Source organism: Bauldia sp., from assembly GCF_965232525.1.
Taxonomy (GTDB): Bacteria; Pseudomonadota; Alphaproteobacteria; order Rhizobiales; family Kaistiaceae; genus Bauldia.
Map to the genome: position 1 here is coordinate 226,413 of NZ_OZ246980.1, position 15,342 is coordinate 241,754.

The following is a 15,342-nucleotide window of genomic DNA, read 5'->3' on the forward strand; positions in this document are numbered from 1 at the left end:
CCTGGCCGGCCACCTGCCCGACCGTCACCCGACGCCGGCCTGCCTGCGGCGCGAACAGGGGCGGCCGTGTAGCGGTCATCAAGGCCCGCGCGCCAGCGTCGCCTGCACCGACTGCCACCCACTCCACGTCGTCCTCCGGCTCGACCGGACGACCCCTCACTGTTGGCACTAGTGCTGTTTCACCGCCAGCGGATCAACCTGCCGCGCTTCAGCCGTGGTATTGGCGCTGCGAGCAGGTGCCATCCCCCTCCCACGAACGCCGAGCCCCCCTCAACTCATCCAGTTGCCGCCGTCGACGTTGAGCGTCTGGGCGACGATGTAGTCGGCGTCGTCGGAGGCCAAAAACACCGCGGCGCCCGCCTGCTCCGCCGGCACGCCCATGCGGCCGTAGGGCACGGCCGCCCCGACCAGCGTCTTCTTCTCGCCGATCGGCCGGTCCTCGTAGCGGGCGAACAGCGCGTCGACCTCGTCCCACATCGGCGTCTCGACCACCCCCGGCGCGATGCCGTTGACGTTGATGCCGTGCTTGATGAGATCGAGCCCGGCCGACTGGGTGAGGCTGATCACCGCCGCCTTGGAGGCGCAGTAGACCGACACCAGCGCCTCGCCGCGGCGGCCGGCCTGGGAGGCGAGGTTGATGATCTTGCCGCCGCCGCCGCGTTCCACCATGTGGCGAGCGACCGCCTGCATGGTGAAGAACAGGCCCTCGACATTGACGGCGAACACCCGGTGGAAGCTCTCCGGCGTCACCTCGAGCACCGGGGCGAGATCGAAGATCGCGGCGTTGTTGACCAGGATGTCGATCCGGCCGCTCCGGCCCACCACGGTCTCGACCATCGCCGCGATCGAGTCCTTCGACGTGACGTCCAGCGGTACAGAATAGGCGTCGCCGCCGATCGCCGCGGCGGTCCGCTCCCCATGGTCGGCCTTACGAGCGGCGACCACCGTGATCGCCCCTTCGGCCGCATAGCGCTCGGCGATGGCGCGACCGATACCGCGCGCGCCGCCGGTGACGACCGCGACCTTGCCTGCAAGCTTCACCGTTGTGTCCCCCGTCTACCCCAAAACGCGCCGCCCGGCGCGTCGGATCACTGCCCGCCGCGGCCGCGCCCGATGCGGAACAGGCGCATGATGAACCACACCGGAACGACGATCACGGCGCCAAGCAGGAAGTAGCGGAACACCCACTCGATGGTGTCGAAGCCCATGGCGTAGATGCGCCGGATCAGCCGTTCGAGGCCGTTGACGATGTCGAACGGCGACACGCCGAGGAGGCTCAGGATAATGCCGACGACGAACGACATGGCAATCAGCTGAAACACCACCCTACCGGGCGGTCCGCCGAGGAAACGCGACACTGCGCTCATGGTTCGATCTCCGTTCCTGCGACGCAATATAATCGAACCGTGGCGGTTTTTCAGCCACCGCGGCGGCCCGTCGCCACTGCCCCGCCTGTGACCGCCATCACCGACAAACCCGACATCGTCTGGCATAGAAGGGTCACCAGTTACGGCGCCCCAGGGGGCTGGGGGGCCGTCGGTCGCCGGCGACCGATCATCGCAATCAGGAGAACGGCCATGCGCCGCAACTACACCGAACAGGCCATCGCCACGGCCCAGGTGATGGGCCTCTTCGGCGCTGCCAAGCGTCGCCGACGGATGGACCGGCGCGGCGAGGCGCGCGTCAGGCAGGCCCGCATCCACCGCGCCCTCTGACCGACCCTACCCCGTCCGGTCGTCGAGCAACGCTTCCAGCGTCTCCAGCCGGTCGGCCTCGGCCGGCGGCTTGTCCCATCTCAGCCGCGACACCCGGGGAAAGCGCATCGCCACGCCAGACTTGTGCCGGGTCGAGCGCTGTAGTCCCTCGAACGCCACCTCGATCACCAGACCTTCGTCCGCCGCGTGGACGACCTCGCGCACCGGCCCGAACCGGTTGATGGTGTTGTTGCGCACGAACCGGTCGATCTCGGCGAGTTCCTCGTCGGTGAAGCCGAAATAGGCCTTGCCGACCGGCACCAGCTCGTCACCGTCTTCGCCCGGGCGCCATACACCGAAGGTGTAGTCGGAATAATAGGACGAGCGCTTGCCGTGGCCGCGCTGGGCGTACATCAGCACCGCATCGACAATGTGCGGGTCGCGCTTCCACTTGAACCACGGTCCCTTCGGCCGGCCCGGCTCGTAGACCGAATCCCAGCGCTTCAGCATCACGCCCTCGATCAGCGGCTCCGGCGGCGTGGCGCGCAGGCGGCGCAGATCCTCGGCATCCGCGAACGGCACCAGCGGCGACAGGTCGAGCCGCGCGCGGGATGAACGTGCCACCAGCGCTTCGAGGCGTGCCCGGCGGTCGCGAAACCCCAGACCGCGCATGTCTTCCTCGCCATCGACGAGGACATCATAGGCGCGCAGGAAGGCCGGATGCTGGGCCAATAGTTTCTCCGACACGGTCTTGCGGTTGAGCCGCTGTTGCAGGTCGGAGAACGAGCCGGTGCGGAAGCCGTCCGCCGTCGCCTCGCCGATCAGCAGCTCGCCGTCGAGCGCGCCGTCATAGTCAAGCGCGTCGGTGAGGTCAGGGAAGGTGTGGGAGATGTCGTCGCCGGTGCGGGTGTAGAGCCGGGCGACGCCGCCCTCGCGCACCGCCTGGACGCGGATGCCGTCCCACTTCCACTCGGCCGCGTAGGCCTCGGGAGTGATCGCGGCGAGGTCGCCCTCGGCGATCGCGTGGCTCAGCATCACCGGCCGGAACGGCGCGGCGATGGTCGACACCGGCCGTGGGCCCGCCTCTTCGAGCCACGCGAACAGGTCGGTGTAAGGCGGCACCTGGCCGGGCCACAGCTCCTCGATGTCGTTGACCTGCTTGTCGCCGAAGTCGGCGAGTGCCTGTTTGGCGAGCCGCGCCGAGACCCCGATCCGCAAGCCCCCGGTGACCAGCTTGATCAGCGCCCACCGACCGGTGGCGTCGAGGGTGTCGAGCAGGCGCTCTACGTGACGCGGGCCGTCGCTTCGCGACATCGCCAACAGATCCTCCACCACCGTCCCCAGCGACGGAATATCGGTGTCCGCCCCCTCCGTCGGCCAGATCAGCGAGATCGTCTCGGCGAGATCACCGACATAGTCGTAGGAATAACCGAACAGCACCGGGTCGACCCGCTCGGTCACCAGCCCGCGCAGCATCGCCGGCTTGACGCTCGGGATCGACAGCCCGCCGGTCAGCGCGGCCAGCGCATAGCCGCGATCGGGATCGGGCGTCGCACGGAAATAATCGACCATCAGCCTGAGCTTGACGTTGCGCTGCGGGGTCAGCACCAGCCGGTCGAGAAGGGCGGCAAAGGCCTGCATGGCGTGAGAGATAGCGTGCCGCGCGAGCGCCACCAAGCCGCCGTCGACCCGTTGCTGACAGCGTGGTCCAACCTCCGACGATCCCTCACCCCTTGCGGGAGCGGGATGCCGTGTCACCGACATGCGTGCTTCGAGGCTCCGCTGACGCGGCCACCCCGATCGAACCCGGCGCAGGCTCTCAGCATGAGGGGATTAGCAGTTGCCAGGTGCCGCTCCGGTTTCCTTGGCCACAGACTCCAACCTCCTCATCCTGAGGCGCGAGGGCGTCAGCCCGAGCCTCGAAGGACGCACCAAGCACCAAAGCACAGCCCCCCAATTTGCACCCAACCCGCGTTTCGGCTAAAGACTCCCCGCCCGGCGATGGCGCCGGGTCGCGTTCTCAGGGCGGGGTGAAACTCCCCACCGGCGGTGATCGGAACTGAAAAATGTTCCGTCAGCCCGCGAGCGCCCTTCCCCGCCAAGGGGAAGGGGTCAGCAGATTCGGTGCGAACCCGAAGCCGACGGTCATAGTCCGGATGGAAGAGAACGACAGGAACCGCCAGCCGCAGGTGCGCCTGCGCGGGCGGTGACCAGACTGTCGTCCAGGCCGCTGATTGCGTGTTGCTGCTCATTGGGAGATGCAACATGGATCGCTTGTTTGTCGTGGCGGGTTCGCCCGTCCGGAGGTCGCCATGAGCGCGACCACCTTCCCGACCACTTCGTCGTCGGTCGCCGGCGCCGCATGGATGGTGCTCGCCGGCGCCGTCTTCGCCGTCATCAACACGCTGGTGCAACTGGCCACCGCCGGAGCTGGCGTATCGTCGTTCACCGTCGCGTTCTTTCAGTATCTGGTGGCGCTGGCGGTGACGCTGCCGTGGGTGCTGCGTCACGGCATCCCATCAATGCGCACGCGGTACTTCTGGCTGCACCTGTTCCGCGCCGCGCTCGCTGCCTTCGGCGTCCAGCTCTGGGTGGCCGGCCTCGCCTACCCGGTGCCGATCTGGGCGGCGATCGCGCTGCTGATGACCTCGCCGTTCTTCGTCACTATCGGCGCGCGTGTGTTCCTGGGCGAGACCGTCACCCTCGAACGCTGGCTCGCCGTGATCGTCGGCTTTGCCGGTGCGTTGATCATCCTCGATCCGTGGGCCGACGTCTTCCAGTGGGCGAGCTTCCTGCCGATCGGCGCGGCGGCGCTTTGGGCCGGATCGTCGTTGTGCCTCAAACGGGTCGTTGACGACGAGTCGGTCTGGCCGACCACCGCATGGCTCCTGGTCCTGCTCACCCCATTTAACCTCGCCTTCGCCATTCCCGCGGGGTTTGCCATACCGGACGCGACCACCTGGATGATCGTCATTGTCGCCGGCGTTCTCACCGCCGCGGCGCAAGGCTTCCTGGCGCTCGCCTATTCCCGCGCCGACGCGGCTTTCGTCCAGCCGTTCGATCTGATCAAGCTGCCGCTCAACGTGCTCGCCGGCTTCATCGTCTTCGCCTGGGTGCCGCCCGGCAACCTGTGGCTGGGGGCGGCACTGATCGTCGGCGCCTCGCTCTACCTCATGGCGCGGGAGAACCGGCAGGAGAATTGACGGCGGCGGAGCGGCGCTCCGGTTGGGGCGCAACGCCTGCCGCCAGACACTTCATGCTGATCAGCGTTTGCCGCAAAGCAGCGTCGAGGTCCGTGCGGGGTTCCTCTCCGAGGAGTTGGACGAGACGCCCATTGTCCAGCCGGGCAGGGTGACGCCAGTGCGGCGCGATTTCGGCCGCTTCGCGCGGGAAGCCACCGAACGGCGCAAGGGCGCGGACAAGCCACCAGGGAAGCGGCCAGACCGGCAGGTCTTTTTCGACAACCCGTGACAGCGCTGTCGTCATGACGGTGCCGCTCTCGTCGAACAAGCCCTCGAACTGCAGCCGTTCGAACGGCAGGAGTTGGTCGGGCCTATCCAGCAGTCGCGCGAATGCCTCCGCAAAATCGGGCAGATAGGCCCAGGAGTGACCGCCGCCGCGCGCCGGATTGACGATCCGCTTCACCGGCCTCTCGGCCTTGACCATGGCCTCGGCGAACCAGGTGTCGCGCGCGCCGGGTCCGAAGAAGTCGCCGGCGCGCAGAATCAGCGAGGGCACCTCGGGTGCAGCATCCTCGAGCCTCTTCTCGAGGGCGACACGGATTCGGCCCTTCCGGCTCTTGGGCGCTTGCGGTGTCCGCGCCGTGATGACCGGCGTGGTCTCGGGATCGAAATTGTAGATGGTCGCGGGCAGGACCACGCGCGCGCCGCCGGCAGCGCGGGCCGCTGCGATGGTGTTGTCGATCATCGGGAGCACAACCGTGTCCCAGTTGCGATAGCCCGGCGGGTTGACCGCGTGAACGATGATCGACACGCCCCGCGCCGCGCGAACGACATCGTCGCGCACCATCGCATCACCGCACACCCAGTCGACGCCGTTGGCGGCTCCGCCGTTGACCTTGCTCAGATCGCGGACAAGACCACGCACCTGCCATCCATGGTCCAGCAGGGCCGACGCGATCGCCCCACCGGCCTTTCCGGTTGCGCCCAGAACCAATGCTGCTTTTTTCGTTTCCATAATCATCTCCGTTTGTTGGATGACCCCAAACTGGCGTCCGGATCGCTAAAAAGAAATTGTCATATTCTCTCTATCTGCTAGTCGATTGTTTATGAGCAAGCCGATTTCATGGGACGACCAGCGGCTCTTTCTCGCGGTCCTCGAAGAAGGCAGTCTGTCGGCGGCGGCCCGGCGGCTGATGCTGTCCCAGCCGACCGTACGCGTTCGGATCGAGGGGCTCGAGCGATCGCTCGGTACCGTTCTCTTCACACGCTCCGCCAACGGATTGGTGCCGACAAAGGAAGCGCTCGCCCTGCATGCATCGGCGCGCGCCATGGCCATGGCCTCGGAGCGTTTCATCCGGCTGGCCTCCGCCCCGGTCGACGAAATTGGCGGTACGGTTCGGCTTTCCGTCCCGGAGCTGATGGGGGTGGAGGTTGTTCCGGATATACTGGCCGGCCTGCGGCGGAGCCATCCGGCGATCCGGGTCGAGTTGTCGCTGAGCAACGCGCCGGCCGATCTTCTGGAGCAGGAAGCCGACCTTGCGATCCGGACCTTTGCCCCCAAACAGGAGGCGTTGGTTGCCCGTAAGGTGGCATCGATCCCCCTCGGTTTCTTTGCAAGCCCCGCTTACCTCTCTCTCCGAGGCACGCCCGGCGATCTCGCTGATCTCGCCACCCACGATCTGATCGGTTCGGACCGCAACGCACGTGAGCTGGCTTTGGCCAGCGCACTCGTTCCCATGCTTCCCGTGTCGGCATGGGCGTTGCGCACGGACAGCCACCCCGCTCAAATTGCCGCCGCACGTGCCGGTGTAGGCATCTGTGTCACGCAGGTCACGCTCGGCGAGCGAGACCCGCATTTGCGTCGTGTGTTGCCTGGTTTCGTGGTCGCGACCCTCGACACCTGGGTTGTCACCCACGAGAATTTGAGAAACGTGCCGAGAGTCCGCACGGTCTTCGATGCCCTCGCGGCGGCCTTCAAAACGCCTGCGCGGAACAGCACCGGACGTCGCTGACCGCTGGCGCCGACGGAGCGACGGCAGCCTTCGAGGCGCGCTACGCCCTCGAAGGCCTGCCTTTGTGAAACGGGCCTAGCGCAGGTTGTCGGCGATCCAGGCCGAGGCGATCACCGCCTCGAGCTGATCGTCGACACAGTGCCCCGCTTCGTCGAACACCACCCGGGTCGCGTTGGTGGCGCGCGTCAACATTGCGTCCATTTCCGCGACCGGAGCGACCGGATCGCCGTTGGTGTTGAGCGCCAGGATCGGCGTGGTAATCGCCCCGCCCTCCAGCAAGCGGTCGCTGGAGACGGCGATCGGCCGCATGAGCGGAGCGAGTTGCTCCGACGTCGCCGAAAGCTCGAGACCCAACCGGGTGCGCACCCCGTCCATGGTGAAGACAGGAAGCGAATCATAGGCCTCGGGCGGCGCCACGAACGGCGCGTCGAGCGGCCCGCAGACATAGACGACTCCGGCCACGTCCGGCGCATCCGGCCGCAGGAACGCGCGGGCAACCGCATGGCCGCCGAAGCTGGAGCCGTGCAGGAAGACGTTGCGTGGGTCGAATTGGGGTTGCGCCTTGGCCCAATTGACCGCTGCGATGTGCAAGGCGTCAGGCTTCGTCGTGTCCATGGTGTAGGCGGCGCTGTCGCCCATGCCCGGCATGTCGAGACCGATCATCGCGATCCCCCGCGGCGAGAGATGATCGGTGAAGTAGGAAAGCAAGCCCTCCTTCGACTGGTCGGAGCCGTTCGAAACCACCACGACCGGAAACGGACCGTTGCCCTCCGGCAGGTGGGTGTGGACCGCGAAGCGCTTGCCGTCGTGGTCGATCGCGACCTTGGCGACGGTTTCGGCAAGCGTCGATGCGGCCAGCAGGTAGGCTTCGGAGGATTTGCTGAGGGCGGCGCGCTGTTCTGGCGCGTTGCCGTGAGGCGAGGACGCCAGGTTGAAATAGGTCATCGCCGCCAGCGCATGCTGCCGTCGGTCCACCGGGTCGGTTGCTGTCCGCGCCTTGTCCCATGCGCGCTCGCCGGTCGCGGTCCACTCATAGGTCCAGTGGCCCGGTCCGTAGACGATTGTCGTATCGGGCTGGTCGGCAAAACGCCGCTCGCCGGTTGCCATCGCGATCCGCCGCAGCGTGCGTTGCATCGCGTCCGGATCGCCGCCGAGCGCCTGCCACCCCTCGACGTCGACCGGATGATACCAGCCGTTGTCGTCTTCACCGCGAAAGCCGCCGAAATCCTCGTCCGCGCTGACCGGGCCGGACAGCAGCAGCGCCAGCGACAGGATCGAAACCAGCGGCGCCAGAGCGCGCCACCGATGTCCGGTCCGGTCGAACAGATTGTGCATCGTGATCACCTCGAACTCCTTTCATCACCCGTGATTGATGGCCGGCAGATGGCAACGACTCCGCCTTTTGTCAATCATAGGTGATGAAATAAAATTACCCGGCGGACGGCTCCGCCGTATCTGGCGCCCGATCGCCCGAGCATCCGCACAGTCCGATTGACACGCGGGCATGTGCTCCTAACATGTCACCCATGAGTGATAATCCACCCGCCGCGCCGCAGAACAGCGTGCGCGGCCTCGTTCAGGACCTTTCGGAGCGCTTCGACGCCATGTCGAACGCGCTGCGCAAGGAAACCGCCTTCGCCGAGACGCGGCCCGCCGACGCCAAGACCTTCATGCTCATCTCGCGGCATCCGCGCGGACTGACGGCGCTGGCGACCGCGCTCGGCATCTCAAGGCAGGCCGCCCACCGGTCGGTTCAGCGGCTGGTCGATGCCGGCCTGGTTTCCTTCGACTACGCCGAGGGCTCCCAGCGCGACATGATCGCCGGCCTCACCAAGAAAGGGCTCGGGGCGCGAGCGGTCGGGCTCCGGATCGCGCGCGAAATCGACGCCTATGTCGAGAAGAAGGTCGGCAAGGAGGGGCTCGAGACCCTGCGCGACCTGCTCCTCAAGCTCGCCGACGACTGACCCACAACATCCGCCGCCCTACATCACCAAAAAATCGTCGGCCGACAGCGCCAGGTTCTTGCCGATCTTGGCGAACTTGACCGCGTCGGCGCCGCCCTTGCCGTCGAAGTCGTAGCGGAGCCACCCCTTGTCTTCCTGGTAGAGGATCCGGTCCTTGCCCGAATCCGCTTTCTTGCCGAAATCGAAGAAGCTGGGGTTGAGTTCGCCGGGCCCGAACGCGGCGAACACCGCGCTGTCGAGGGCGATGGTGTCGACGCCAACCTCAAAGTCTTTGATCGTGTCGGCGTGCTTCTTCTTCACACCGGCGGAGAAGCGGAAGGTGTCGACGTCGTCGCCGCCGATCAGCTTGTCCTGGCCCTTGCCACCATCGAGCAGATCGTCACCCTCCAGGCCCTTGAGTTTATCGTTCCCCTTCTTGCCGAGCAGGGTGTCGTCCCATTCGGTACCAGTGAGCGTCTCGCCGGCGTTGGTGCCCTCGAGCGTGACCCCATTATGCTCCAGCCGGAAGACGCTGACGCCGTGATTGCCCCCTGAAGTCGGGGCGAACAGATGGGGCACACCATCGATAACGGTGGTCGTTGTTGAGCCCGCGCCGAGCAGAGCCGGTTCCTCGTCGTGGCCGAGATTGGCCAGGTAGGTCAGCGTGCCGTCATCGGCGACCGAGAAGATGTTGACAGTGTGGTTCTGGAAGCCTCCCGTTGCCAAGAGATAGGTGACGCCGTCGACCACGGCGGTAGACAGGCCCCGCACCAACGCCAGCTCATGGCCGGGATCGTCTGCGTTATCGACATTGTCGACATGGGTGAGCGTGCCGTCCGCGGCGACGCTGAAAACGCTGATCCCATCGTCGCTGAAACCAGCAACGAACAGATAGGTCGACGCGCCGATCTTGGCGGTGGTGATGTCGAAGGCGCCTTCGATCTCGAACGCCAGATCGTCACTGTCGTCGACGCTGTCGACATGGGTGAGTGTACCGTCCGGCGCCACGTGGAACACACTCACGCCGTTGTCGAATTGGCCCGCGGCGAACAGGTAGACGGAGCCGCTCACCACGGCCGTGGTAAGGTCGATAACCCCTATAAGTTCGTGGTCGACGTGGGCTGCGTTGTCGACATTGTCGACGTTGGTCAGGCTGCCATCGGCGCCGACGGCGAAGACGCTGACGCCATCGTCAAAGAACCCACCAACAAAGAGATATGTGGTGCCGCCGAAGGTTGCGCTGGTGACCGACTGGGGGCCGTTGAGTTCCAGGGCACCGGCGTCCACGACGGTGTCGACGTTGACCAGCGTGCCATCGGCATGAACCGCGAAGACATTAACGCCGTCGTCCTCGTCGCCCGTAACGAACAGGAACGTGGTGTCGCCGACCTCCGCGGCCACGACCCTCACAGCTTGATCGAGCGCGAACAGCGAGGTGTCGGTGATGTTGGCAACGTTGGTCAACGTCCCGTCGCCGTTGACAGCGAACAAGCTGACGCCGTCGTCGACGAAACCAGTGACAGCCACGAAGGTTTTCCCGCCGACTGAAAAAGTGGCGACGCCTGTCGCCCCATTCAGCTCGAGGATCGGGTCGTCCAGGACAGTATCGGTTTTGATCAGTTCCAGAGCCATGACATCCTCCCTTCAGGCTGGGTGTCGGATCGGCGCTCAAACCACCAGGAAGTCGTCCTCCGAGAGGGCGAGGTTCTTGTCGAGCTTGATGAATTTGACCGCATCGGTGCCGCCTTGGCCGTCGGCGTCGTAGCGCAGCCATCCCTTTTCGGCCTGGTAGAGGATGCGGTCCTGGTTGGAGTCCGCCGCCTTGCCGAAATCGAAGAACTTCGACTTGAGCCCACCCGGACCGCCGAGCTTGGCGAACACCGCGCTGTCGAGGGCGATGGTGTCGACGCCAACCTCAAAGTCTTTGATCGTGTCGGCGTGCTTCTTCTTGACACCGGCCGAGAAGCGGAAGGTGTCGGCATCGTCGCCGCCGATCAGCTTGTCCTTGTGCTTGCCACCGTCAAGCAGGTCGTCGCCGGCCTTGCCCCTGAGCGTATCCTTGCCCTTCTTGCCGAGCAGGGTGTCGTCCCATTCGGTGCCGGCGAGTGTCTCTCCGCCGTTGGTGCCCTCGAGCGTGACCCCGTTGTGCTGGAGTCGGAAAACATTGACGCCGTCATCAGCACTACCGGCGACGAAGAGGTGGGACACCCCGTCGACCATAGCGATCGTAACCCCGGTGGCGCCGGCGAGGGCCAGGTCACCGTCGTCGGCAACATTGGCGACGTTGGTCAGCGTTCCGTCTTCGGCAACCGAAAAGACGCTGACACCACCATCGAGGAAGCTAGCGGCAAACAGGTAGGTGACGCCGTCCACAACCGTCGTTTGGAGCGATCCGACCCCGTCTAGCTCGAGGTTGGGATCTTCGGTGTCGTCGACGTTGTCGACATTGGTGAGGGTGCCGTCAACGCCGACTTCAAAGACACTGACTCCATCGTCGATCAGGCCGGCGACGAACAGATAAGTCGTCGCGCCGAGCATAGCGGTGGTCACGGCCACAGCGCCTTTGAGCTCCAACGCCGCATCGGCAGTGTCGTCGACGTTGTCGACATTGGTGAGTGTGCCGTCCGGCGCAACGCGGAACACGCTCACCCCGTCGTCGCGTTCGCCAGCGGCGAACAGATAGACGGCACCGTTGACCACGGCAGTGCTGATTCCGTTGATGTTGTCGAGCTGGTAGTTGACGTCATCGACGTCGTCGACATTGTCGACGTTGGTCAGGCTGCCGTCAGCGTCGACCGCGAAGACGCTCACGCCGTCGTCCACGCCTCCTCCGGCAAAGAGGTAGGTCTGGCTGCCGAAGGTCGCAGTCGCGACGGCCAGGACGCCGGCGAGTTGCAGATCGCCCGCATCACCGTCGTCAATGTTCTCGACATTGGTCAGGCTCCCATCAGCGCTGACCGCGAAGACGCTGACACCGCTATCGAGGCGGCCGCCCACGAACAGGTACGTCGTCCCGCCAACTTCCGCGGCCACGACGTCGGCAGCTTCGTGAAGCTCGAACGTCGGGGTATCGATCACGTTGTCGACATTGGTCAGCGTTCCGTCGGCGCCAACGGCGAATACGCTTAGTCCATCGTCATCAAAACCGACAGCGGCTAGGAAGATCGCCCCGCCGACGGTGAACGTCGTCAGGCCCCCCGCACCTTGCAGTTCAAGGAGCGGATGGTCGGAATCGAAAACCGTATCGGTGTGGATCAGTGCGAGAGCCATTACGTCCTCCCTTCAGATCGTCGTGACGGGTCGCGCTGCCCATGAGGGCAGCGGATCGAAGGGCCCGGTCGTTTACTGACTGCCGCGTGGCTACCGCCGGCCTGCTCTGGTGGTCCCGGCCTGCGGGAATCGGGCAGCATTGGCCGCTTGAGCGGCTTCTGGCTCTGGTCTCGGCGTGCCGCTATCGGGGCACGGGGTGGATACGGCGCACGGAGTGGTCGCGAGGCTTACAGTTTGCGCAACACTATCTTTGGCGCCGATACCGCCAAGGTTGACGGGCGCTAAGATCACCTCTGTTGCTCGCCTGTTCGTCGTCAGTTAGAATATCGAACAGCCGCGCATTTCTCATTCGATGACTCTATTTATAGCACAGATTATTGGATTGAACACTGTCCTTTAGGTATCGACGTTAACAAGGATTCCTTCATTTACGTTCATTTTGCTCAATATTCACTTTAATTTGATCGATCGATGACGGAGTTCTTGAGCGATAGGGATAGCTAAGCGCTCAATCGAATGTTAGCTGGGATAATTTGCTTGCGGACCGCGCGGGCCATTGCTGCTGCTCGACTTTTCCCGCTCTTTCTCTCTGCTTGACCACTGCTTTGCAGTCGCTTGCAATGAGCACCGAGCGGCGCCTCGTGTCTTGCTGGCATTGGGCCGAGGACCACGCCGGCCGGTCAACAGCGGCACCAAGCCCAACCCGCCTCATGCTGAGGTGCCGCCGAAGGCGGCCTCGAAGCACGCACGACAGAGCCGCGAGCCCAGGTTGAACCCCTCATGCGTCTTTCGAGGCTCGCTTCGTTCGCACCTCAAGATGAGGTCGGGGGGGTTATCAAGATGAGGCAGCAGTGCTCCGCCCTCGTGTCAGACGGTACCGCCAGTCGCGGAAGGCGACGGCCAAAACCCACGCCCCCGTCGTCCTCTGGCTTGACCAGAGGACCTGTCGAAACCGCTGCTCCGATGAGGATCGCGATACCGGCTTTGGCGCTTGTCGCCCGGCCGTGTGCTGGTGATGCCGGATCCTCCGGTCTAGCCGGAGGACGACGGGCGGTGAGATTGCAGTGCTCCGCGCGAACGCCGGACGGCCCGGCGGGAGAGAGCCTGCCCCCGGCCCGATCGGCGCGGGTCCTCTCCCCGTGGGAGAGGATAGCGAGGCTTGGCGGCGGAGCCGGCATAGCCGAGCTTGGTGAGGGGTGTTGGCGCGGAATCGATAACCCGGCAACGTCCAAAACCCGTCACCCGGTTTGCCCACGCCCGACAGGTGAGACACCGGCCGCGGCCCGTGCCATAGTCGCGATCCCCGCCGGACGGTTCGCCCGATGCAGCAGCCCATCCCCACCGCTCGGACGATCGTTCGCGAAACCGCGACCTGGTACGGCTACCTCGCCACCGGCTGTTTCTCCTATCTGCTCAACATCCAGGGCAACATCCTGCCGTTCCTCAAGGTGGAGCTCGACCTGACCTATCAGGCCGTCAGCCTCCATTCGACCGCGATCGCCATCGGCTGGGCGGTCATCGGCGTCGCGGGCGAGCGCCTGGTCCGCGCCTTCGGGCGACAGCGCCTGATGATGGCGGGAATGCTCGGCACCGCGACCGCCGCGGTGTTGTTTACGTTCGCCACGCAGACCTGGGAGAGCCTCGGCGCCAGCCTGGTGTTCGGCTTCTTCGGCGGTCTGGTCGTGTCGATGGTTCCGGCCTTCCTGTCCGACCTTCACGGTCCCAATCGGGAGATCGTCTTCGCCGAATACAATGCGGTCGCGTTCGCCTTTGCGGTCATGGCGCCGGCGCTGACCGGCCTGGTGATCTGGCTGGGCCTTGGCTGGCGTCTGGCGGTCTTCGCCGGCGCGGCCATCAGCCTTGCCGTCCTCCTCCGTTTCGCCCGGGCCCAGCTCCCACCGATCCGCACGCCATCGCACCAGGAGGGCAGCCGCCTGCCCTTGGCGTTCTGGTTCTTCTGGTTGACCATCGGCCTGTCGGTGGCGGTGGAGTTCTCCGTCATGCTCTGGGCGCCCGCCTATCTCCAGCGCGTTGTCGGCCTGCCGGAGTCGACCGCGGCGGCCGGCAATGCCGCCTTTCTCGCCAGTATGCTCGTGTGCCGGATTGCCGGCATCCTCTTGCTGCGGCGCTTCACCACCCGGCAGCTTTTCCTGGCTTCGGCCGCAACGACCGTAGTCGGGTTCCTGATCTACTGGAGCGCCCCGGGCGTGTGGATCGCCATCGGTGGCCTTGCCGTGCTCGGCCTCGGCGTCGCCCTTCTCTTCCCGCTTGGCCTCAGTTTCGCGGTCGTCGCCGCAGGGACCAACGCCGACCGGGCGACAGCCCGGGTCGCGCTGGCGGCGGCGCTGGCGATCATGCTGACCCCGCCGCTGATCGGCGGTGTGGCGGACGCCGTCGGCTTGCACGGCGCTTTGCTGGCGACACCGCTGTTCATGGTTCTGGCGGTGATGGCGTTTATCGCCGGGTCGATGATCGATCGGCGTAGCAACCCGGCCGAAGCCAGCTCCTGATCGATCGGACCGACACCCGGTCGGTTTGGCGCTCGGCGATCGCGACGCTAGTCTCCGACGATCGATCGAACCGGATCGACGACCCGAGACCAGGAGAAGCCGATGCCGTCAGACCAGCAGGAAGCACTCGCTCCCGTCCTGCGAGATATCCATGCCTACTGGTTTGGACCGCTCTCCTCGCCGACCGCGCGCAACCCCGAGAAGTCGGAGATCTGGTTCAAGCAGTCGGACGAGACCGATGCCCATATCCGCGATACCTACGGCCGCTACATCGACGAGGCGGCGGCGATCGACTGGGACCTCGATGCGCTGTCACGGGAAGAGCAGGTCGGCCTGATCATCCTGCTCGACCAGTTCCCCCGCAACATCCATCGCGACTCTGGCCAGGCCTTCGCCTACGACGCCAAGGTGCTGGCGATCACCGACGCGCTGATCGCCGCCGGCCTTTATCGCTTCTATCTGGTCGAGCAGGCCTTCGTCGGCATTCCGCTCCAGCACAGCGAGGATATCGCCGACCAGGACCGCGCCCTGCTGGTCTACGCGCAGCAGGCGATCAGCGCACCGGACGACTGGAAGGATCTGAAGCGCACCTGGCTCGACTTCGCCTGCAAGCACCGCGAGATCATCCGCAAGTTCGGCCGCTACCCCCACCGCAACGAAGTGCTCGGCCGTCCGTCGACCGAGGAGGAAGTCGCCTTCATGAAGGAGCACGGGCGGGGATATTAGCGAGG

13 protein-coding genes and 1 riboswitch are annotated in these 15,342 nt (G+C 65.5%); of the genes, 6 read left to right on the plus strand and 7 right to left on the minus strand.

Annotation, left to right across the window (positions count from 1 at the left end):
- Window positions 1-270: 270 nt before the first annotated feature.
- Both ACO076_RS01080 and ACO076_RS01085 read right to left on the minus strand, forming a co-directional pair.
- The gene (locus ACO076_RS01080) at window positions 271-1,041 is read right to left on the minus strand and encodes an L-iditol 2-dehydrogenase (RefSeq protein WP_421724892.1); all 771 of its coding nucleotides are present in this window, start codon (window positions 1,039-1,041) and stop codon (window positions 271-273) included.
- A 47-nt stretch (window positions 1,042-1,088) separates the two neighbouring features.
- Entirely contained in the window at window positions 1,089-1,367 is a 279-nt protein-coding gene (locus ACO076_RS01085) for a DUF6460 domain-containing protein (RefSeq protein ID WP_421724893.1), read from the minus strand.
- A 210-nt stretch (window positions 1,368-1,577) separates the two neighbouring features.
- Here ACO076_RS01085 and ACO076_RS01090 point away from each other — a divergent pair, with 210 nt between their 5' ends.
- Window positions 1,578-1,715 carry a hypothetical protein gene (locus ACO076_RS01090; RefSeq protein WP_421724894.1) on the plus strand — a complete coding sequence of 46 codons (138 nt, stop codon included), beginning with the start codon at window positions 1,578-1,580 and terminating at the stop codon, window positions 1,713-1,715.
- A 6-nt stretch (window positions 1,716-1,721) separates the two neighbouring features.
- Here ACO076_RS01090 and ACO076_RS01095 read toward each other — a convergent pair whose 3' ends face one another.
- Complete coding sequence (locus ACO076_RS01095; RefSeq protein ID WP_421726643.1) at window positions 1,722-3,335, minus strand: cisplatin damage response ATP-dependent DNA ligase; 1,614 nt, start codon at window positions 3,333-3,335, stop codon at window positions 1,722-1,724.
- 371 nt (window positions 3,336-3,706) lie between these two features.
- Window positions 3,707-3,866, plus strand: a riboswitch (FMN riboswitch).
- A 140-nt stretch (window positions 3,867-4,006) separates the two neighbouring features.
- Here ACO076_RS01095 and ACO076_RS01100 point away from each other — a divergent pair.
- Window positions 4,007-4,897 carry a DMT family transporter gene (locus ACO076_RS01100; protein ID WP_421724895.1) on the plus strand — a complete coding sequence of 297 codons (891 nt, stop codon included), beginning with the start codon at window positions 4,007-4,009 and terminating at the stop codon, window positions 4,895-4,897.
- Here the strand turns inward: ACO076_RS01100 and ACO076_RS01105 are convergent.
- Complete coding sequence (locus tag ACO076_RS01105) at window positions 4,866-5,897, minus strand: NAD(P)H-binding protein (RefSeq protein WP_421724896.1); 1,032 nt, start codon at window positions 5,895-5,897, stop codon at window positions 4,866-4,868. The two genes, ACO076_RS01100 and ACO076_RS01105, sit on opposite strands and share 32 nt — an antisense overlap.
- Before the next feature lie 85 nt (window positions 5,898-5,982).
- Between ACO076_RS01105 and ACO076_RS01110 the strand changes: the two genes are divergently transcribed.
- A complete protein-coding gene (locus ACO076_RS01110) occupies window positions 5,983-6,888 on the plus strand; it encodes a LysR family transcriptional regulator (protein WP_421724897.1) in 906 nt (301 codons plus the stop codon).
- 75 nt (window positions 6,889-6,963) lie between these two features.
- Here ACO076_RS01110 and ACO076_RS01115 read toward each other — a convergent pair whose 3' ends face one another.
- Entirely contained in the window at window positions 6,964-8,223 is a 1,260-nt protein-coding gene (locus ACO076_RS01115; RefSeq protein ID WP_421726644.1) for an alpha/beta hydrolase, read from the minus strand.
- Window positions 8,224-8,414: 191 nt separating this feature from the next.
- On the opposite strand from ACO076_RS01115, the gene ACO076_RS01120 reads away from it, so the two are divergent.
- Window positions 8,415-8,852: a MarR family winged helix-turn-helix transcriptional regulator gene (locus ACO076_RS01120; protein WP_421724898.1), complete on the plus strand. Its 438-nt coding sequence runs from the start codon at window positions 8,415-8,417 to the stop codon at window positions 8,850-8,852.
- An 18-nt stretch (window positions 8,853-8,870) separates the two neighbouring features.
- On the opposite strand, the gene ACO076_RS01125 is transcribed toward ACO076_RS01120, so the two are convergent.
- Both ACO076_RS01125 and ACO076_RS01130 read right to left on the minus strand, forming a co-directional pair.
- The gene (locus ACO076_RS01125; protein WP_421724899.1) at window positions 8,871-10,463 is read right to left on the minus strand and encodes a hypothetical protein; all 1,593 of its coding nucleotides are present in this window, start codon (window positions 10,461-10,463) and stop codon (window positions 8,871-8,873) included.
- 36 nt (window positions 10,464-10,499) lie between these two features.
- Window positions 10,500-12,101, minus strand: coding sequence for a hypothetical protein (locus tag ACO076_RS01130; RefSeq protein WP_421724900.1), 1,602 nt, complete (start codon window positions 12,099-12,101; stop codon window positions 10,500-10,502).
- 1,322 nt (window positions 12,102-13,423) lie between these two features.
- On the opposite strand from ACO076_RS01130, the gene ACO076_RS01135 reads away from it, so the two are divergent.
- Window positions 13,424-14,611 carry an MFS transporter gene (locus ACO076_RS01135; RefSeq protein WP_421724901.1) on the plus strand — a complete coding sequence of 396 codons (1,188 nt, stop codon included), beginning with the start codon at window positions 13,424-13,426 and terminating at the stop codon, window positions 14,609-14,611.
- A gap of 102 nt (window positions 14,612-14,713) precedes the next feature.
- Window positions 14,714-15,337, plus strand: a complete 624-nt coding sequence (locus tag ACO076_RS01140) for a DUF924 family protein (RefSeq protein WP_421724902.1) — start codon at window positions 14,714-14,716, stop codon at window positions 15,335-15,337.
- Window positions 15,338-15,342: the final 5 nt, after the last annotated feature.

Excerpts from the sequence above, each read along its gene's own strand:
- ACO076_RS01105 (WP_421724896.1), bottom strand. The coding sequence starts at position 5,897 with ATGATTATGGAAACGAAAAAAGCAGCATTGGTTCTGGGCGCAACCGGA.
- ACO076_RS01115 (WP_421726644.1), bottom strand. The coding sequence starts at position 8,223 with ATGCACAATCTGTTCGACCGGACCGGACATCGGTGGCGCGCTCTGGCG.
- ACO076_RS01125 (WP_421724899.1), bottom strand. The coding sequence starts at position 10,463 with ATGGCTCTGGAACTGATCAAAACCGATACTGTCCTGGACGACCCGATC.
- ACO076_RS01140 (WP_421724902.1), top strand. The coding sequence starts at position 14,714 with ATGCCGTCAGACCAGCAGGAAGCACTCGCTCCCGTCCTGCGAGATATC.
- ACO076_RS01090 (WP_421724894.1), top strand. The coding sequence starts at position 1,578 with ATGCGCCGCAACTACACCGAACAGGCCATCGCCACGGCCCAGGTGATG.
- ACO076_RS01095 (WP_421726643.1), bottom strand. The coding sequence starts at position 3,335 with ATGCAGGCCTTTGCCGCCCTTCTCGACCGGCTGGTGCTGACCCCGCAG.
- ACO076_RS01085 (WP_421724893.1), bottom strand. The coding sequence starts at position 1,367 with ATGAGCGCAGTGTCGCGTTTCCTCGGCGGACCGCCCGGTAGGGTGGTG.
- ACO076_RS01135 (WP_421724901.1), top strand. The coding sequence starts at position 13,424 with ATGCAGCAGCCCATCCCCACCGCTCGGACGATCGTTCGCGAAACCGCG.
- ACO076_RS01120 (WP_421724898.1), top strand. The coding sequence starts at position 8,415 with ATGAGTGATAATCCACCCGCCGCGCCGCAGAACAGCGTGCGCGGCCTC.
- ACO076_RS01130 (WP_421724900.1), bottom strand. The coding sequence starts at position 12,101 with ATGGCTCTCGCACTGATCCACACCGATACGGTTTTCGATTCCGACCAT.
- ACO076_RS01110 (WP_421724897.1), top strand. The coding sequence starts at position 5,983 with ATGAGCAAGCCGATTTCATGGGACGACCAGCGGCTCTTTCTCGCGGTC.
- ACO076_RS01100 (WP_421724895.1), top strand. The coding sequence starts at position 4,007 with ATGAGCGCGACCACCTTCCCGACCACTTCGTCGTCGGTCGCCGGCGCC.